The organism is Paenibacillus sp. J31P190 (genome assembly GCF_059692075.1).
Map to the genome: position 1 here is coordinate 673,949 of NZ_JCAUAS010000001.1, position 18,957 is coordinate 692,905.

At 44.9% G+C, this 18,957-nt stretch carries 21 protein-coding genes; 8 read left to right on the forward strand and 13 right to left on the reverse strand.

Translation table 11 applies throughout. The features are described 5' to 3' along the window. Positions 1-7: 7 nt before the first annotated feature. Complete coding sequence (locus tag AC58U0_RS02815; RefSeq protein ID WP_497377536.1) at positions 8-853, reverse strand: sugar phosphate isomerase/epimerase family protein; 846 nt, start codon at positions 851-853, stop codon at positions 8-10. 177 nt (positions 854-1,030) lie between these two features. Between AC58U0_RS02815 and AC58U0_RS02820 the strand changes: the two genes are divergently transcribed. The 5 genes from AC58U0_RS02820 (at position 1,031) to AC58U0_RS02840 (ending at position 4,878) form a co-directional block, all read left to right on the forward strand. Further along, complete coding sequence (locus AC58U0_RS02820) at positions 1,031-1,927, forward strand: helix-turn-helix transcriptional regulator (protein ID WP_497377537.1); 897 nt, start codon at positions 1,031-1,033, stop codon at positions 1,925-1,927. Positions 1,928-2,786: 859 nt separating this feature from the next. After that, complete coding sequence (locus AC58U0_RS02825; RefSeq protein WP_497377538.1) at positions 2,787-3,665, forward strand: sensor histidine kinase; 879 nt, start codon at positions 2,787-2,789, stop codon at positions 3,663-3,665. Then, positions 3,662-4,324 (forward strand): response regulator, encoded by a 663-nt coding sequence (locus AC58U0_RS02830; RefSeq protein ID WP_497377539.1) that lies wholly within the window; start codon positions 3,662-3,664, stop codon positions 4,322-4,324. Before AC58U0_RS02825 ends, AC58U0_RS02830 begins: the two co-directional genes overlap by 4 nt. Positions 4,325-4,474: 150 nt before the next feature. Beyond that, positions 4,475-4,708, forward strand: coding sequence for a DoxX family protein (locus AC58U0_RS02835; RefSeq protein ID WP_497377680.1), 234 nt, complete (start codon positions 4,475-4,477; stop codon positions 4,706-4,708). Between the two features lie 26 nt (positions 4,709-4,734). After that, positions 4,735-4,878 carry a hypothetical protein gene (locus tag AC58U0_RS02840; RefSeq protein WP_497377540.1) on the forward strand — a complete coding sequence of 48 codons (144 nt, stop codon included), beginning with the start codon at positions 4,735-4,737 and terminating at the stop codon, positions 4,876-4,878. Here AC58U0_RS02840 and AC58U0_RS02845 read toward each other — a convergent pair. The 3 genes from AC58U0_RS02845 to AC58U0_RS02855 all read right to left on the reverse strand — a co-directional run bounded on the left by AC58U0_RS02845 (position 4,834) and on the right by AC58U0_RS02855 (position 7,140). Further along, positions 4,834-5,940, reverse strand: coding sequence for a PAS domain-containing sensor histidine kinase (locus tag AC58U0_RS02845; RefSeq protein WP_497377542.1), 1,107 nt, complete (start codon positions 5,938-5,940; stop codon positions 4,834-4,836). The genes AC58U0_RS02840 and AC58U0_RS02845 overlap by 45 nt on opposite strands. Beyond that, positions 5,933-6,586 (reverse strand): response regulator transcription factor, encoded by a 654-nt coding sequence (locus tag AC58U0_RS02850; protein ID WP_057303965.1) that lies wholly within the window; start codon positions 6,584-6,586, stop codon positions 5,933-5,935. Before AC58U0_RS02850 ends, AC58U0_RS02845 begins: the two co-directional genes overlap by 8 nt. Positions 6,587-6,675: 89 nt before the next feature. Next, positions 6,676-7,140, reverse strand: coding sequence for a GAF domain-containing protein (locus AC58U0_RS02855; RefSeq protein WP_497377543.1), 465 nt, complete (start codon positions 7,138-7,140; stop codon positions 6,676-6,678). 294 nt (positions 7,141-7,434) lie between these two features. On the opposite strand from AC58U0_RS02855, the gene AC58U0_RS02860 reads away from it, so the two are divergent. Continuing rightward, a complete protein-coding gene (locus tag AC58U0_RS02860; protein ID WP_497377544.1) occupies positions 7,435-8,130 on the forward strand; it encodes a Crp/Fnr family transcriptional regulator in 696 nt (231 codons plus the stop codon). A gap of 39 nt (positions 8,131-8,169) precedes the next feature. Here the strand turns inward: AC58U0_RS02860 and AC58U0_RS02865 are convergent, their stop codons facing one another. Further along, positions 8,170-8,712 (reverse strand): hemerythrin domain-containing protein, encoded by a 543-nt coding sequence (locus AC58U0_RS02865; RefSeq protein ID WP_057303962.1) that lies wholly within the window; start codon positions 8,710-8,712, stop codon positions 8,170-8,172. A 167-nt stretch (positions 8,713-8,879) separates the two neighbouring features. Between AC58U0_RS02865 and AC58U0_RS02870 the strand changes: the two genes are divergently transcribed. Next, a complete protein-coding gene (locus tag AC58U0_RS02870; RefSeq protein ID WP_497377545.1) occupies positions 8,880-10,163 on the forward strand; it encodes a methyl-accepting chemotaxis protein in 1,284 nt (427 codons plus the stop codon). A gap of 160 nt (positions 10,164-10,323) precedes the next feature. Here AC58U0_RS02870 and AC58U0_RS02875 read toward each other — a convergent pair whose 3' ends face one another. From AC58U0_RS02875 to AC58U0_RS02905, 7 genes are all read right to left on the reverse strand, one after another. Beyond that, complete coding sequence (locus AC58U0_RS02875; protein WP_497377546.1) at positions 10,324-12,369, reverse strand: putative bifunctional diguanylate cyclase/phosphodiesterase; 2,046 nt, start codon at positions 12,367-12,369, stop codon at positions 10,324-10,326. 54 nt (positions 12,370-12,423) lie between these two features. Beyond that, positions 12,424-12,729 (reverse strand): STAS domain-containing protein, encoded by a 306-nt coding sequence (locus tag AC58U0_RS02880; protein ID WP_497377547.1) that lies wholly within the window; start codon positions 12,727-12,729, stop codon positions 12,424-12,426. Between the two features lie 91 nt (positions 12,730-12,820). Continuing rightward, positions 12,821-14,485 (reverse strand): b(o/a)3-type cytochrome-c oxidase subunit 1, encoded by a 1,665-nt coding sequence (locus AC58U0_RS02885; protein WP_497377548.1) that lies wholly within the window; start codon positions 14,483-14,485, stop codon positions 12,821-12,823. Positions 14,486-14,516: 31 nt separating this feature from the next. Beyond that, positions 14,517-14,987: a cytochrome c oxidase subunit II gene (locus AC58U0_RS02890; RefSeq protein ID WP_497377549.1), complete on the reverse strand. Its 471-nt coding sequence runs from the start codon at positions 14,985-14,987 to the stop codon at positions 14,517-14,519. Between the two features lie 34 nt (positions 14,988-15,021). Then, positions 15,022-15,186: a cytochrome c oxidase subunit 2A gene (locus tag AC58U0_RS02895; RefSeq protein WP_464648378.1), complete on the reverse strand. Its 165-nt coding sequence runs from the start codon at positions 15,184-15,186 to the stop codon at positions 15,022-15,024. Positions 15,187-15,311: 125 nt separating this feature from the next. Continuing rightward, positions 15,312-15,923 (reverse strand): molybdenum cofactor guanylyltransferase, encoded by a 612-nt coding sequence (gene mobA / locus AC58U0_RS02900; protein ID WP_497377551.1) that lies wholly within the window; start codon positions 15,921-15,923, stop codon positions 15,312-15,314. Positions 15,924-16,051: 128 nt separating this feature from the next. After that, positions 16,052-16,576, reverse strand: coding sequence for a DoxX family membrane protein (locus AC58U0_RS02905; protein WP_497377553.1), 525 nt, complete (start codon positions 16,574-16,576; stop codon positions 16,052-16,054). A 178-nt stretch (positions 16,577-16,754) separates the two neighbouring features. Here AC58U0_RS02905 and AC58U0_RS02910 point away from each other — a divergent pair, with 178 nt between their 5' ends. Then, the gene (locus AC58U0_RS02910) at positions 16,755-17,711 is read left to right on the forward strand and encodes an MBL fold metallo-hydrolase (RefSeq protein ID WP_497377554.1); all 957 of its coding nucleotides are present in this window, start codon (positions 16,755-16,757) and stop codon (positions 17,709-17,711) included. A 111-nt stretch (positions 17,712-17,822) separates the two neighbouring features. Here the strand turns inward: AC58U0_RS02910 and AC58U0_RS02915 are convergent, their stop codons facing one another. Beyond that, a complete protein-coding gene (locus tag AC58U0_RS02915) occupies positions 17,823-18,944 on the reverse strand; it encodes a Ger(x)C family spore germination protein (RefSeq protein ID WP_497377555.1) in 1,122 nt (373 codons plus the stop codon). Positions 18,945-18,957: the final 13 nt, after the last annotated feature.

An 18,957-nucleotide genomic window follows, 5' to 3' on the forward strand; every position in this document is an offset into this window, starting at 1 on the left:
TTAATCCTCATTTCATTTGGCTTTGAAATAATTCGCGCATAAACTCGACATATTCAGGGAAAATCGTCGCTGGATCCATAGCGGGAATTTGCAGCTCTCTGCGCCATTTGGTTTCCCACTCCAGGGAGTAATAGCCGGTGTATCCCGACTGCTCAAGCTGATCTACAATTGAAGCAATCGGCACCTGCCCCTCGCCAATCTTCGTGTACATCCAGTTCGATTCCAGCGAATCTTCAAAAGGGACGCCGTCTTTGACATGTACATGGACGCATTGCGAGCCAAGTAACGCAATGGTCTCCACGGGCGTCTCTCCTTCTTCCAGCGGATGGATAATATCATAGATAACCGCACAGTTCAGTCTATCCACATCATCCAGCAGTTTGCGAAGCGAGCGGCCGGTGGCGAATTCATTATGCGTTTCGATCCATACCTGCACACCATAAGAGGCCGCATGATCGCAAGCTTGCTTAATCTGGGTTACGATTTCAGGATATGGAATAGCAGGAACCGGGTTGTCTCTACGGTTATTGAAGTAGCCAAGGAAAATCCGCACGCCGCCAGCCTTCAAATCACGAGCTAGCGTGACGACCTTTTTAAAATTATCGAATTGCTCGGCATCCCCTCTTTCGCCTGTGAAACATACACTTGAACCAATATTGGTGATTCGAATGCCCGCTTCCTCGAATTTCCGAAGCGCCATTTTCCGCTCATCCTGCGCCATCTCGACGGATATGCCCCAGATGGAGCCTTCCCTCAGCTCCATTCCGCTAAAACCGCATTCCTTGGCAAACGCAATCATTTTGGTCAAAGACCAGCCCTCGCAGGGGAGCGTGCTAAATGCCAATTGCTTCATACTGCTTTCCCCCATTTCCTCCTAGATCTAGTGGGTGGTAACTTAATTTCCTTCTATTATTGCAGCGAAGTTCAGCTAACGCTTTCCCTTTTCCATGTTTCTTTTGCACAATTCCCCGAATCTGTGTACCATTATCTTTAGCTAATGAGTTACGGACGAATTTAGTGGAGGTCATGTATGTCTGATTATCCGATCTATACTTACAAAGAGTTGCTCGACGAGAAGTTTCCTTTTAAAATCGAAGTTCGAACACCGCTTAATATGAATCGATTTCAGCATGCTCACGAGCACCTACAGCTATGCTACATGATGTCCGGCAGTTGCCTTCATTGGGCGGCAGGCCAACAGTATGTTTTGACAAAAGGCGATCTCTTCTCGATCCCTCCCTTTCAAGAGCATCGCTTGGAACCCCGTGATTCGATGGATTTTGTCATGATACAGGTCGATTTCATGCCCCATGCGATTAATGAAAGCTTTCAGGATCTGGCGCATATGCAGACGTTCGTCGATTTCGCCTATATCAGACCCCTTATTTCCGAATCCGATCTTTTGCCCAAAATGGCGTTCCCTCCTCCTACACAGTCCGTGGTCGAGAACCTGCTGAACGTCATTCTTACGGAATGGGATGAACAAGAAGAAGGCTACCGGTTAGCGATCAAGGCCGAGCTGCTGAAGCTTCTCGTCATTACCGGCAGGCAGTATAAACGCTATTCACAAACACAAAGTCAACATGAGCGCAACAGGGTGGCACATCACCGAGAAGCCTTCTATGAAGCTATTAGATACATGGAAACGCATTACAATGAGGATCTCCATTTGGAAGAGGTTTCCGCAAAAGCATTGATGGCTCCATCATATTTCAGCAATATGCTGAAGCTGGTGCGAGGCAAATCGTATATCGAACTCTTATCTGCCATTCGTATTCAGGCATCCATGGAGCTGCTAGGAGGAACGGACCTCAATGTGACCGAGATTGCTACCCGTGTGGGCTATAATCATATAAGTCATTTCAATAGAACGTTCAAGAAGCACGCAGGCGTAACACCAGGGGACTATCGTAGGCATCAAACTTAATAGACTTAGATGGTAGAACTACCCTTTACTTTGCTACCAGAATTTTCTGAGGGGGAACATCGATGTGCTATTTGGACCAAAACCCCCGAAATCACGAGGAAGAGGAACCTCGATGCGTTATTCGCGGTTTTTCGCCTCCGAATCGTTCCTTTTGACCAAATAGAGTACTCACGTTCCTCTCATTCAATTTCATGTACAAATTTCCCGAAATAAGACATCGACGTTCCGCTAACAGTGGTCGGGTGGCTTTCTTTTGTAATCGACAGAAAACAAAAAATGAGAAGGCAAGAATAACCTTGCCACCTCATTTTTTTTGTTATATTTGCGTACAAGTCTATAGAAAGTTTGTATCCACTATAACAGCGCTAATATCACGTTAAATGATGCAAACATATAATGATGAAATCATGTAAAGTTATAGTTATGAACGGTATCTTACACTTTTCTATTCACGCAAGGCATATGCTATAATCGCTTCAATAAGATCCACACAAGATGAGGTGAGTAGAAGAAAGTGATCCAAGAAACGGATAAAATAAGAAAAAGTCTTTCATGGAGGCTGTTTTTTGGCGTAAAATTTGCTTTTGATTTGGCTTTAACCGGTGTTTTTTATTTTAAGAATTCAATTACGATTTTTTGGGGACTAAGTTTTGTTGTCTTTTCATTGGTGGTTTTTCTCTTAGTTCATTTATTTAATCTAAAGATGCAAAAAAAACACACTTGGCTTTTTCACATCCTCATCTTAGATTTCCTGGTATCCGCTTCTTATGGTTATGTCTATATTGGTGGGAATTTCCCGAACCATTTATTCATTGGAATTACAGCCTTAGCGATTTTAATGTTTTTAAAGAACATCCGAATGCTGATTATCACATGCTTACTGCTGCTGGTCGTTTATATTATTACAATGGGAAGCATTGATTGGTATTTATTTAAACGAATCGATGAAATTGGCTACTTTATCACCTGTTCGTTCATTATTTTTGCAGGTATTGTGAGCGCTCTAATCAACTTTTATCAACGCGCGCGCCGGAATACGATGCAGTTGTATACACAATTGATGCAATCCCATGAGCGACTTCAGGACTACGCTCTCAAAGCTGAGGAGTGGGCAGCGACTAGGGAAAGAGTGCGCATTGCACGAGATATTCATGATACGGTAGGCCATAAGCTGACAGCATTATTGGTTCAAATGCAAGCGGCTCGCAAGCTAAGCAGTTTGGATCCTTTACGCAGTGAACAAACCTATCTAGAATGTGAAGATTTAATAAGATCATCTTTGCACGAGGTCCGGCTTTCGGTAAGGGCTATTCGAGATGAACCTGTTACGTCCACTTCCTTAAATGATAGTCTTGGGAAGCTTACGGAGGAGTTTACCAAATTTGCCGAGGTTCAAACCACTTTTGAAGTAAAGGGGATAACCGTCCCACTGCCAGGTGACCTTCAATTAACGGCTTATCGAATCGTACAGGAGTCACTGACGAATGCTCATAAACACGGCCATGCGAAGAATGCGAAAATCTTGTTAACCTATTCGGAGAGTGATTTTTCTCTGTGCATACGTAATGACGGTGAGGTCCCTGCTGACCTGAAGCCGGGGTTTGGTTTAATCAATTTGCAAGAAAGAGTCGAGGAGTGGAACGGACAGGTGCATTTTAGCTTGGATCAGCAAGAGGGTTTTGCTGTCGAAGTGCAATTCCCTTATCCATTCACGGAAATGGAGCGTGTAAATCATTGAAAATCCTCATAGTAGACGACCAGAGGCTCATGAGAGAGGGACTTGCGACCATCATCGGGTTGGAACAGGGCATGGAAGTCGTAGGAACAGCGGTGGATGGGAGAGATGCCTATACCAAAGCTCTCGAATGGCGGCCAGATGTTGTGTTGATGGATATCCGAATGCCTGGCATGGATGGCGTGGAAGGAACGGAATTGATTCTTAGGGCTTTACCAGAGACGAAGGTACTGATTCTGACCACCTTCGATGACGCGGAGTTAATTCTGAAAGTTTTGGAAAAAGGCGTCCATGGCTATTTGTTGAAGGATATGCCCTCTGAAGCGATCGTAAGTGCAATTCAAACGGTATACAATGGGGGGACTGTACTTCAACCAGATATAACGACAACGCTGCTTAACGAGTTGAAAAAAATGTCGGAATGGCACCCGGATAACGCTCATCCTTTACATAGTAATGAGCCTGCCCAGATCAGCCAACTGACCGAGCGCGAGAAAGAGGTTCTTGCTTTATTGGGTCAAGGATTAAATAATAAAGAGATTGCGGGCTTACTTATTATCACGGAAGGTACAGTGAAAAATCACGTTTCGAATCTTATAGCAAAGCTAGGATTGCGTGACCGAACACAAGCAGCCGTATTCTCCGTTCGTCATCAAATATAATGACAAGGCATGACTTTTGGCATAGAGTATGAGATTAATCATGCTTTAGCGATCAAACGTTCTGCCTTTTTCTTTGTGAACACATGACTTTTCCCAGATTTGCTTACGTTTTGTTCTTGCTAAAATCAAAGTGTAACCTACTTTCTGACTATTCTTGGAGTAGCCAAACTCATAGGTATCATTGTTCTTCTTGTTCCAAAATTCAATAGGCTCAAAGAATGGGCATATGCCGGCTTTACTATTGATTGTATTGCCGCATTTTGGTCAGAAAACGCTGTCGGAAATCCTATGGGAAGTATTAAGTCTGTCGTAGTCTTATTGTTTGTTCTTCTTTCCTACTACTTCCTAAGAAAAATGCAGAAAGGTATGGAATTAGCTTCTTAAGAATCTAGAGAACCTAATACGGAGATGTGTTCAATGACGAACCTGAGCGGATGGGGCTGCGTTTCTGCATTCACTCTGCCGCTTTACAATTCATTCCGAAAGGCATCTCCACAGGGATGTATAATTCACCTTTTCGGAACAATCAAGGTGATTGTCGTCCCTTTTTCTAATTCAGAATGAATAGTGATTCCACCGCCAATGCTTTTGGCTCTTTCCTCCATACTGAACAACCCCACTCCTTTGGAGCCGCCACTGCGTACAAAACCTTTTCCCCGATCTTCGATGCGCACTTCAACAAACGAGTCCTTATCAAGAACGAACACGCTAGCTTCTGATACATCGGCATATTTGGCTACGTTGGTAAGAGCCTCCTGTATTACTCGGTATATGGTCGTTTCCTCCAAAGCTCCCAATCGCTTACGCAAATTGCTTTCAAGTAAGACACGTATGCCGTAATGCCCCGTGTAATTTTCTATATAGGTTCGAATGGCCGGCACTACACCTAAATCATCCAGAACAGAAGGACGGATTTCCCACGCCAAATTACGAACTTCTTCAATGATTCCCGAAACAACCTGCCGAAGCCCGGCTATTTCAGACTGCTCACTTTCACCGATCACTCTATCCATCTGTATCAACAGTGAGAACAGACTCTGTCCGATGCCATCATGCAGCTCACGTGAAAATTTCCTTCGTTCTTCCTCCTGAATTTGCATGACCTGCGACATCATAAGCTGCAGCTCTTCTTCGACACGCTTTAATTGCGTCACTTCGTTACGAATCGCAAGATACTGGTAAGGTTGTCCTTGCTCATCTACGAACGGCACAATCGTCGTATCCACCCAATAGAATGTACCACTTTTCGCTTTATTTTTGATCTCTCCGCGCCACACCTTGCCAGAGGTGATCGTTTGCCACAAGAGGGTCATGAAGTCCTTCCGATGATAACCCGAGTTAATAATTCGGTGGTCTTGACCGAGAAGTTCAGCACGTGAATATTGGGAGATTTCGCAAAATTTATCGTTCACGTATTGAATTCTCCCTTTATGATCCGTGACGGCAACAATAGAAGATTCATCTAGGGCAAACTTGACATTGGACAGCTGTTTGAGAGATTGTTTGAGATCAGCTTGAAACATGGAGTCCGTAATATAATCATCCATGCGTGCTATAAGCTCGGTTACATTTTCACCAATGACTTCCGGGTACTCCCTGTTAACATCCTTACTCAAAATTCAACAATCCTTTCTTCACCGCAAACTTGACCAACTCTGGTCTCGTTTTGAGTCCTAGCTTCTCCATCACATTGCTTTTATGCGATTCAACCGTTTTTACGCTAATAATCAATTGTTCAGCTATCTCTTTATTGGAAAATCCTTTGGCGATCAGAGACAGAACTTCCTTTTCACGTTCCGAAAGGGATTCGTAAGGACCGATATTTTCTCCATGCTTCAAACGCTCTATATATTCACTCATCAGCCGTTTAGTTGCAGTAGGATACAGATAGGCGTTTCCAGACGCCACTGAGCGGATGGCCGTCAACAGCTCCTCGTGCGGAGCACTTTTCAATATATACCCTGAGGCGCCGGCATGAATGGCCCTAAACAGGTATTCGTCATCATCATGCATGGTCAGAACTAGCACCGCCAAATCCGGCATCAGACGCTTCAATTCTGTTGTCGCTGTAAGTCCATCCATGCCATGGGGCATGTTTAAATCCATTAATACGACATCCGGCTTCAGCAACTGGGCTGCTTGAATGCCTTCTTTTCCATCGGCAGCTTCTCCGATAACTTCCATGCTATGCTTTCCATTCAGCAGGCTCATTAATCCCGATCTGACTACTGCATGATCATCCACTACCAGAATTTTAAGCATACGCATCCTCCAATAAATCGGCTAAAACGATCCAATCATCACTCTATTGTATTAATAATAACAAATAAAATGAATTCCGGTAATGGAACTCATTTTGCCATTTCTCCTGTATTCTCCTTCAGATACCAAGCCAGTGTAGGAAGAACCTCCTGAACGGCTAGTAACTCGGCCTGGGTATATCTGGGCTGTGTTCTTTTTCCGATGAATAGCAAGCCTTTTATCAAGAGATGATTGGACTCCGTCAAAATTGGAAATACAGCCGCTGTCTGCAGCTGCTCAGCAAGCAGGACAGGACAACTGCGTCGCACTTGATCCGAGTCAGGATGCGAGTCATCGAGCTTCACCCATCGGCCGAGACGCAGGACGGAACCCGCTAACCCTTGGCCTGATTTAATCACCATTTGCCGATAGCGTTCATTTCTGCTGCCTGAAGCATATTTCCAACGTATGCGCTGGGCATTGTCATGCAATGGCGCCAGTGCGATAAAATCACTTGACGTTAGGCTTCGCAAACGCTCCATCTCTTCTATGATGATTGCATCCCCATGAGCCATATAGGCCACCTCCATTTCTTTATGCACCAGAGCCGATTTATTTTAATTAACATTGTAGACGTTTCCACTCATCTTGTATGTCAGGGAAAACCCTGATTTCACAATCAGGAAATTATGCGAATTCACCTGTAAATTACCTCATAAGTCATCAGGAAAGATAGGGATTAACTTGTGATTTATCTCACACTGAAATAGGGACTTTTCCCTCCAAAGATCAGCAGAACTCCCGATAAACAAAACCATCTGAACCCGCTAAGATAGAGATAACAAAGAAACCTTGAGGAGTTGGTACAGATGGCTGATAACGGTATTCTAGCTTTTTTTTCTGAAGAAAATTTCCATAAATTACAAAGCATTATGTATGTGAAACATGCGGAGAAAGGTGATTATCTATTCTGGGAAGGCGATATCGCGGATAAATTGTACTACGTAATAAAAGGCGGGGTGCGCATCACCAAGCTGTCGGAAACAGGCAAGAGCTTTATCATATCGCTGCATCAGGCAGGTGATTTATTCGGTCAGATCGATCCCTTTCAGAACTCTGTACAAAGCTATAGTGCGGAAGTAACTGCAGATTGTGAGATTGGGGTCATTCAACGAAAAGACCTCGAAGTATTGCTTTGGCAGCATGGGGACTTGGCCATCGAGTTTATGAAATGGATGGGGCTTATGCACCGCATGACCGAAACGAAGTTCCGTGATTTGATGATGTACGGAAAACCAGGTGCACTCTGTTCGTTACTTATCAGACTCAGTAATTCATATGGCGTTCCAAACGGTGAGCATACGCTGATCAATTACAAGATCAATCATACAGAAATGGCCGATATGATTGGAGCTACACGGGAAAGTGTCAATCGGATGTTGAGTGATATGAAGAAGGAAGATGCGCTTGAAATTCACAATGGCCATATCGTGATTAAGGATTTAACCTATCTCCGCGATGTTTGCCACTGCGAAAACTGCCCCAAAGAGATTTGCCGCATGTAGCATTCCGATTAAAATGGTCCAATTAACTAAGAGAAGAAGCTAAGAGAAGAAGGATTCAAGGTCCGTTAGCACTTTCTCCGTCAAAGGAATTACGAGCTGTTCTTCCATCGTAAAGTGATCATTTAAGATTAAACAGGCCTGTATGAGATGCGACGCTGCCTCAATCAGCTGTTTTTTGATGACAATTGGCGTTAAATCAATGATGGTTTCATGGAAGGTCTGAATAAATGAAATCGCCAGCTGGTGATCCTTTTCAAGCACCCAAAAAGAGGGAGTTATCGATGGAGCTGATTGTCGGTTGAAGTAATCAAGCAGAAAGGGAAACAACTCCTGATCCTCCCACTCCGCATGGCGTTCCAATGCCTCCACAAAATGAGCGGTTTGCTGCCTTAGTTGACGTAAGACCTGAACCCCCTCAGCAGGATCATCCAGCAGGCTCACTTCCTTAGCGCTATGCTCGAGAGCCTTTAACTGCTGTCTTAATTGGTTATGCTCTTCCTTCAGACGATCCGTGGCAAAATCAAGTTCATCTGGGTTGGATGAGGCTATCCCCAACATGCAGGTTATTGAAAGTGGTGCCATCTTCATCCCTCCAACATTCGTCGTTTGCTTCTATCTCTAGTATAAATTCTTTGCCGATTATCGCTGTGAGAAACATCACATCTGCGTTTTCAAGATTCTGTTATATTTTTCGCAAGTGCTTATTGGAAGCATTCATCGCAGAAAAAGCAGAATGGGGACTGACGAAGATGAAGAAATTTAAATGGAGTATAGTCAAGAAAATGGTCCTTGGCATCACGTTAGTATCCACCGTAACCTATGGGACCAGTGCTTTTTTTATTTTCACCCTGCAAGGTTTATTTAAAGATTACATGCCGGATTGGCTGTTCATCTGGATCACCCTTTCTTTGGGTATTTTCTGGACAGGATTTCTGGGATGGATTGCGGCAAAATGGTTCATTAAACCCCTACTGCAGCTTACAGACGCAGCTAACGAGGCCTCTGCAGGAAATTTGCAAATTACTATCACTCCAAGTAAATCGGATGATGAATTAAGAGCACTCAGCCTTTCTTTCTCGATGATGATCGGAAATTTAAGAGAAATCATTGATGGAATTTCAGTCAACTTCATAGGAACCGATATGCATGTGGATGAATTGAGATCAGCGATTGGACATGCTGCAGCTCATGTGGAATTGATAACAACGACGATTGAAGACATATCCCATGGTGCTGAACAGCAATCGAAATCCTCCGAAGCCATGTTCCTGTCCGTCGAACAAATCATGAGAACCACCGATGATATCAATAAAGAAGCCCATGAGGCCCGGCATTTAACGACGCAAATGATTATTACCATTAAGGATAGTGCAAGAGTGATTCAGTCGTTAGTTAATGGGATGCAAAGTCTTGCGATTTCCAATCAAGAATCCATCCATACTGTTCGACGTTTGGAAAGCAATGCGAAGCAAATCAGCGAGATTTCGAGCGTTGTGGGTGAATTCGCCAACCAAACCCATTTATTAGCCTTGAATGCTTCCATTGAGGCTGCGAGAGCCGGTGAACACGGCAAAGGCTTTGCCGTTGTGGCGGGTGAAGTGAAGAAACTCGCCGAGCAAAGTTCGCAGGCCGTTCATGACATTAATCAGCTTATCGACCAAATTCAGTCTGAGGTCAAGAATGTCGTCTTCAAAATTGCCCAGCAATTCGAAATGGTCAATAAAGAAGCCGCGAATGGGGAGTCAACCGCTTCAGCGCTTCAAAGTATCGTTGGTGAAGCAAATCAGGTCGATCAACTCGTGGATCATATTGCATCCATGGTCTCCAGCCAAGCGGATCAAGTACAGCTCACCTTACATGAAGCTCGAGATGTCACCGACATTGCCTCCAAAATCTCTTTGGGCGCAAAGGGCGTATTCGCTTCAACACAGGAACAGACGGCCGTGATGGAGGAAATCGCTGCATCCTCCGATGTACTGAGAGATCAATCCGCAAGTTTAAAGAAACAAATTGAAATCTTTAAAGTGAGATAAATCGACCTCTGTTCTTGGATGAAAATAGCCTTCCTACATGCACTGCTTTAGCATGTAGGAAGGCTTTTACGTTTGATCAACCTTTGGTAATCATGTAATTACCGATTATGTCATCCTTAGTTGAGAGTGGCGGTGGCTGAAATGCAAGGTATAATGCTACCTATCCAAAAATGGGCTCATCACAGAAGAAGACTTCGATCCCTTCGGGAGGCAGCGGTCGGCTTAACCAATAGCCTTGGATAGAATCACAATGGAGGTCCTTGAGAAAAGCCAGTTGATCTTCCGTTTCCACGCCCTCGGCAATCACTCGGAGCCCCAAACCGTGGGCCATATCAATCACGGCCTTGGCTATCGAGGCATTCCCTCGATCCATTTCAATACCCTGAACGAAGCATTTATCAATTTTCAATATATCAATGGGATACTTTTTCAAATAACTCAAAGCGGAATGTCCCTTGCCAAAATCATCAATAGCTAACTCCAACCCGATCTCTTTAAATTCATGCAGAACCGTCAGTACCGACTCAATTTGGTGTATGCTGATGCTTTCCGTAATTTCGAAGCATAGATAACTCGGATCTTGCTCCGTTTCCTTCAATATCTGTTTGACCGTTTCAATCAAATTCTTATTTTTGAACTGTCGAGGCGACAGATTGATAGCACATTTCAAGGGAGGATAGCCTGCCAATTGCCAGGCCTTATTCTGCTCACAAACACTCCGCAGCACCCATTCTCCTATTTCGACAATTTGACCATTTTCCTCTACGATCTGAATAAATTCGTTCGGTGGCACCATTCCCATCTCGGGGTGCTGCCAGCGAAGCAAGGCTTCTATGCCGTTGATCCGGCCCGTTCGAATGTCCATTTGCGGCTGGTACACAATTCTTAATTGGTCTTTTTCCAATGCTTTTCGCAACCCATTCTCCAGTTTCATTTTCCGGTAGAAAGTTGAGTTCATATTGGAAGTGTACAACTGATAATTATTGGACTGTTCCTTGGCGCGATACATGGCAGAATCGGCTTGTTTGATTAAGGTTTCGCTATCTTCTCCATTCAAGGGATAAATGCTAATTCCAATACTTGCTGTTATAAACAGCTCCTGTTCGGCTACCAAGAAAGGAAGGGCCAGCTCCTCCAGTATTTTCTGCGCTACAAGCAGCGCATCTTCGGTTTCATCAATGTGGGGGAGAATAACCGTAAATTCATCACCGCCCAATCTTGATACTGTATCGCCGGTTCGAACGCAGCTCTCCAGCCGTTTGCTAGCATTCTGCAGCAGTTGATCTCCAACTGCATGTCCCAATGTATCATTAATCAGTTTGAAATGGTCGAGATCAATAAACATCAGGGCAGCCCAGTGGCCTTGACGATTGGCCTGCACAATCGCCTGACTCAGCCGGTCATGAAATAGAAATCGATTCGGGAGCCCGGTCAATACATCATAATGGGCCAAATATTTTAAATTTTCTTCCGATAGCTTACGCTCTGTAATATCCGTGAAAACCCCGACATAATTGGAGATTTTACCGTTCTCATTTCTAACCGTATTAATCGTCAACCATTCTGGATAGATTTCCCCATTCTTTCGCTTATTCCAGACCTCGCCCTGCCAGCTGCCCGCTTCATGAATCGATGCCCACATTTGAATATAAAATTCGGCATCCTGCACGCCGGAATGCAGCAGACGCGGAGTTCGACCTAAAGCCTCAGCTTCCGTATAGCCGGTTGTTTCGGAAAACGCCGGATTGACCGATAATATCGATCCTTTTGTATCCGTAATCATGATCCCTTCACTCGCGGTTTCGAATACTCTGGCGTGCAGCTGCAATTTTTTCTCGGACTTCTTGCGCTCCGTTATGTCCATGAAAATGCCTACATAATTGGATATTTTACCCTGCTTATCCCTCACAGTGCTGATCGTCAGCCATTCGAGATATAGCTCCCCATTTTTTCGTTGGTTCCAGATCTCGCCCTGCCAACCGCCCGTTTCATGAATCGTTGCCCACATATGAATATAGAACTCAGGGTTTTGTTTACCGGAGTACAAAATACGCGGCGTTTGACCCACCACTTCCTCCTCCGTATATCCGGTCGTCGTTGTGAACGCTGGATTAACCGATAGGATAACGCCTCCAGAATCTGTAATCATGATGGATTCCATAACCTTTTTAAATACACGTGCATAAAGCCGCAGCTTATCTTTCATGTCCGATTATCACCTCCAGGTCAGCGACTTGTTTCACATGTACATATGGAAAAATCAGGGATCAATTTCAAAAACATTCGTTAAACGAGTCAGCTCGAACAGTTCTTTGACATCCCCCTGTAGACCCTGAATGACCACCCCGCCGCCATGGAGATGGGCTCTCTTCTGAATCGCAACCAATACGCCAAGTCCGGAGCTATCGATATAGTCGACATCGCATAGGTTAAAAACAAAATGCTTATATCCTTTATCCATATAGGGAAACAGCTTCTCCCTTATGATCGTTGCTTCGTCCACATAAATTTTACCCCTAGGCGTTACATTCACCTGTCCGCCAGACACTCGAACATCTAGAAACATTGTTACCCCTCCAGGTCCCTATTTTCCAGTAACACTTCATTGTGAAAAAGCACCAGCTTTTATTCACATAAAGTCCGGTGCTTCTTTCCTTTTACCAAGTGATAAACCCTTTGGAACCGACGCCTGGATGCATAATCATATCCATTAACGGTACTGTATAAGCAATCAATATCAGTGCCACCGATAAGCTGATCCACACACTCCAACGATCCAAGTAGGCCGGAGTCTCTTCCGCTTGTTCCATCGGCTCGCCGATTGGATACTCTGTCACACCCTTTGGTGCCCGAAGCAGGGCGAAGACATTGTACACCATCAACAATACGCCAATGAATAATATCGTGCCGCCAATAGCCATGAATACATAATAGGGCATCCAACTTGCCGCATCCGCATTTCCCTCATAGGTCGTGAATGCCGTTCTCCGCGGTGCACCGAATAATCCGACAAGATGCATCGCACCTGACATAAAGAACATGCCCGCACACCAAATGATCGTTTGAATAATCCCAAGCTTATTCATGCGCTTAGTAAGCACACGGCCCGTTACGGCCGGAAGCAGCCAGTACGTAATTCCGAAGAACGTAAGCGCTACACTAGTCGCAACCGTCAAGTGAAAGTGCCCCGTTACCCATAATGTGTTATGAACCACTGCGTTCATTTGATTACTTGCGTTGATTAAACCGCCTGCGCCGGCTGGAATAAAGATCAGCATACCCAGGAATGGCGCGAAGAATCGCACATCTTTCCAAGGCATGACTTTTATCCAACCGAACAGCCCTTTAGCTCCTTTGGCACGACCATTGATCTCAAACGTTGCAAATAACGAAAATGCGGTCATCAGCGACGGAACGACAACCATGAAGGTCAAGACTACCTGCAGGTACTTCCAGAATGAGCTGATGCCCGGCTCCATCAATTGATGATGAAAGCCAACCGGAATGGAAAACAGCAGAAGGAGGACGAATGACAATCTGGCGAGCGCGTCGCTGTAGATTTTGCCTCCGATAATTTTCGGAATAATCACATACCAGCACATATACGCAGGCATTAACCAGAAATAGACGAGCGGATGGCCGAAGTACCAGAACAGGGTACGGCTGAGCATCACATTAATCGTTTCCACCCATCCGAAAGACCATGGAATAAGCTGAATCAGTACCTCGGCAGCAACCCCGATGGTAGCTATTTGCCACATAAGGAACGTGATAACCGCCATAAATGCAAACAACGGAGAGAGCTTGCCTTGATGCGTCTTTTTCCAATACTTCAATTGATAGAAGATGCCCCACCCGCTAATCCAGCTTCCAACCACCAACAGGGCTAATCCGATGTAAAAGTAAGGAGAAGCTTTCATGGGTGCGTAGAACGTATACAGCACACTCGCTTTTCCTGTCAAAACCATAGCTACCCCGAGGGCTGTTCCCACAGTCATTAAACCAAACCCAAGCCATCCCATACGATTAACAATTGGAAGCAGCTTTCCGCCTAACGTGTATGAAATGCCAGAGTATAGAAAGCCAATAATAAAATAGGTCGTAAAAACGATCGCCATCAAAACACCATGCGCAGTCAGCAGTTCATAATAACCGATGCCGTATGGCAGCTTAACCGTCCCGCTCTTCACTAACGTTTGCAGCAGTCCCGCGATCCCTCCGATGAGCAGTGCAATGAAAGCCACGATGATGTGTGCAACGACCAGCTTCCCGTCTTTGAGATCGAATTTATTTTCAAACCATTCCAATTGCCCTTTCTTCATGCAGACTTCCCCCCTTCTATGCTTTTTCCCGTTATTTCACGATAATCGTCGATTTCATATATTCATGCGCTCCGCCGCAATATTCGTTGCACAAGATAAGGTACTCACCTGGTTTCGTAAACGTATGCCATACTTGGCTGATTTCGCCTGGAACAATCATCATATTTACGTTCGTTCCTGGAATTTCGAAGCCGTGGACGACATCTTGACTCGTTACTACAAATTTGATCGTTGCACCAACAGGAACTTCCATTTTGTCTGGGGCATATCCGAATGTAAAAGCGGTCATTACCGCTTCGTATTCTTTTTCTCCGGTCTTATACAATCCTAGTTTGTCAAAAGGTGCTGTCTCTGCTACTTTCGCAGGATCAATCCGATGATGATGCTCACTTGGCGGTTTCACCCCCATGGCAAACGCAGAAACACCCAAAACGCCAAGGAACACGAACAGCATGCTGATGCCAATTGCTAGCCAAATTTTCTCCAGTTTATGAATATGCATGGTTTAAACCATCCTTTTCTAATCGTGAAATGTGCTACTGTCTGTACAGAAATAATAGAAATACAGCGACCCAAGTTATGGCTAGAAAAGCTCCGAGCAGCATGACCGAGGCAAATGTGCCTTTCAATACTGGCTCTTGTTCCGCCTTGTTTATTCTCATTTGTTCGGGCTGCTCATTACTTAACTTTCTAATACTCATTTCAGACCCACCTCCATGTTAAATTCCAGCTATCCTCATTCTAGGAGCATTCTTCAGAGGCCACTATGATTTATGTCACATTCCGTATATGAGAAATCCTAAATGGTCAAAAATGGAACAATTCCTTACATCCCCGTCTTCACGGTGTGTTGGAAAGCTTCATAATCTTCCATGGTCTTGATGCTCGAAATGAATTTCAGATCGACGCCATTCTTCTGCAAATATTCGTCCCCTAACTCACTCCAGAAAATATGTTCCAGTAAAGCTGAAACCCGAGTTTCACCTTTACCCAGCAGAGGAAGAATCTTAGTCTTGCATTCTCGATCATAAATCCCATGCAGGGGAACTAATTTACCCGATACAAGAGGAACTACAGCCTCAATGCCTTCCCGTTTTCTGTTCCACAAAAGTTCGGCAGCTTTATAAGAAATAAAAGGCATATCACAACCAACAACCCAGACCGATGAATGCTTAGCTAACGACAATCCGGCATGCATGCCCCCAAGCGGTCCATTGCCGGTGTGAAAATCCGTAATGATCCGTACCGAACGATCCAGAATAGGCAGAAACGACTTGGGATCGTTGGTTACAACAATGATTTCATCACACAATATCTTCATCCGATCCACTTGGCGAACAATGAGAGGCTGTCCACCAAATGGAAGTAATGCTTTCAGTTTCCCATTCATTCGACGGTTTGCTCCACCAGCCAAAATGACGCCTGTAAGCATCACCATCACACTCCCTCTATCCGTATTATTGTGAGAAAAAAACACCTACTCTTCTTCAGCGAACTGAGTCAAAGAGTAGGTTCTTTTGGCATATATGAACGTCCTTTGAAAATTACCCGCTCCATTGTGCACACTTATTTATATTTTGGCTTCAAATGGAGTCTATCGATCATTTTATCAAACCATTTGTGAAGATACGGAAGGATCAGATGGTCAACGTCGAACTTGCCTGCGTTAGCGCCTGCGGCGATGATAAAGAATCCAAGAAGGATTAACCATGGGTTGCTGCTAACCGTTCCGGCGAACATATACATAAAGTTCATTAATAACCCAAAGAATATCGCTGCAGTCGTCAGTGCGCCAAGAATCAGACCCAAACCAACTAACAATTCCCCCCAAGGAACTAGCGTATTGAAGACGCCCACATTGGGGAGGGCAAAGCTTTTCAAGAAAGCCACGTAATTCGCGTAAACCATATCCGTAGTTCCCGATTCAAGGACTGGCTTCGCAATTGCACCTTTCAAATAACCCGCTGCGTCAAATGGCTTTGCTCCGGCGATTTTATGCCATCCGGCTGTCATCCACTGCCAACCCACATACAAACGAATAATCGTCAATATCATCGCCGCGTAACGATTTCCCCTTAACCATTTCATCATTTGAACCATCTCCTTTTTTTCTTTTCTGTCTTCATTATATTTTGAAAAAACTTTCCGGTATGTGAAATAGATCACACCAACTAAAAGTTGACAAAAGTGATAAGATTCCACATCTTAATAGGTATGGAGATATGATTTCAAAGGACTTATGGCGGCTTTATGAGGGGAGCAGCGATTTATGGCACGCAAACGTTATAGCAATGCGGATCCAACTGCGAAGGTGAAAACATGGAAGGAAATTCGCCGATGGCAGCAAGAACGGAAAGGGAAAGTCAAGGATCTCACCTTACGCATCGGCCAAGCGGAGCATAAGCAGCAGGAGCTCCTGTTGCATAACCGCGGTGAAACAACGATCACCTGGATTGGACACTCGACTTTCCTGCTGCAGATAGCAGGCTTGACGATCGTTACAGATCCGGTATGGGCGAACCGAATGGGCTTTGCCCGCAGGCTCGAGGCCCCAGGGCTTGCACTCGATGAAATACCGCCGGTTGATATCGTCTTGCTGTCTCATTCGCATTACGATCACCTGCACGTCGGTTCATTGCGCAAGCTGAAAGGCTCGCCTGTTGCCCTAGTGCCTGAAGGACTTGGCGTGAAGATAAGGCGGCTTGGGCTGAGTACAGTCCACGAGCTGCCTTGGTGGGGGAAGACGACGGTCGGGCCGCTGGAGTTTCATTTCGTTCCAGCACAGCATTGGACTCGGCGTACGCTGACGGATACGAACAAGTCGCTTTGGGGAGGCTGGGTGATCAATCACTCAGCAGAGTTATTAGAGGATGGCGCGGAGAAGAACGATGCGATTTATTTTGCCGGAGACAGCGGATATTTCCAAGGCTTCCGCGACATCGGAGCGAGATTTCCGGGTATTCGCTATGCTCTCATGCCGATCGGCGCATACGAGCCGGAGTGGTTTATGGGTATGCAGCACGTTTCGCCAGAGGAGGCGATTCAGGCATTCCTCGATGTTGGAGCCGAAACGTTCATCCCGATGCATTATGGCGCTTTCCGGCTAGCCGATGATACGCCGCAGGAAGCACTTGACCGGTTATTGGCCGATTGGCGGAGAAGGGAGCTCGACTCAAGCCGTCTTAAACTGCTGAAACACGGGGAAACACTGGTGGACCAAGGATAAACGACTCCGTCGTCCTTCTGGGTTAAAACTTATACTTTCTTATCTACTGACAAAGTAAAAGCTGCCCTGGATTAAGCCAATGGCAGCTTTTTGCATTATGATCTTTCATTTTCACTCAATAGCACCGGTATGTCTCAATGTGAAATTTACGCGAACGTTGATTTTTGCTTCTCTGAACATGGGGTGCCACTTTGCTTTCGTTAGCTTTGAGTCTCTTATTTTACTCCGATAGACCTCACCGAACCCGACAACATCAGATTCATTCGCTTGCAAACTCGCGATGAATGTTTCTATTTCCTCCCTCAGCTTTTTTTCGATTTCTTTTTCTAAGGCAGGTATAGACTCGGGCTTATCAAATGAATAAGGATTCGAAATTTCTTGAAGATCCCCGTGTATCGACACTGACACTATAAATTCTGGCACTTTCGTGTCAAGAAGCTTAATTTTACTGCTGCTTTTCGCAGTGGCGAACACAATTTTAACCTCTTTATCTGGATGCTTCATGTACTTCGCTAAAGGTTCGGCGTCTGCTACGAGTTCGAAGATTCCCACCTTTTTCGTATCGAGTAGTACTTTGAGCAGAAATCCTTGCCGCGGTGAAGCTTCATGAACCATCCGGTCATCATGAAACAAAGCAAGTCCTTTGATATAAACTTCATTGCCCTTTCGTTTCAGCAAAGGAACCACTGGATCTTTGCCTACACTGTAATAATCACGAAGAAAATCTTGAAGCGTTGGGGAAGGAAGCTCCTCTCTCTCCGAGTTTTGTCTTAAGTTTTCATAGAGATACATGCCAATATTCGATATTTCCCGATAGCGATGCGTTAGAATATGTGAAGCTTCCTCATCGCTAACGCAAAGGTAAATCATATCGCCGAGCGTTGGGTCACGGGACAAGGTATCAACCAGATCGATGATCCCTTTGGCGGCAAGCTTTTTGCCGTACATGACGACCCGCACTTGTCCTCCAACCAAATATTTGCTAAGCTCTCGATTCGAAGAAACGCGCGAACCTTTACTGGTATATGCTGTGCTGGCGACGACCTGCGTCTTTTCTCTGGCGCTCGGATCGATTTTTTGCAAGACCGATGTTGTAAGAATGCGTTCTTTCTCCAGAGAGTCATATCCGATAATAATGCTGAGTGCCAAATTCTCCAAAATGAATGGTTTGACACATCCCGAGAACAAAACGATTGTGCCGAGCAATAGAGATAGACAAAACGGTCTTCTCACGCATTTCACTCCT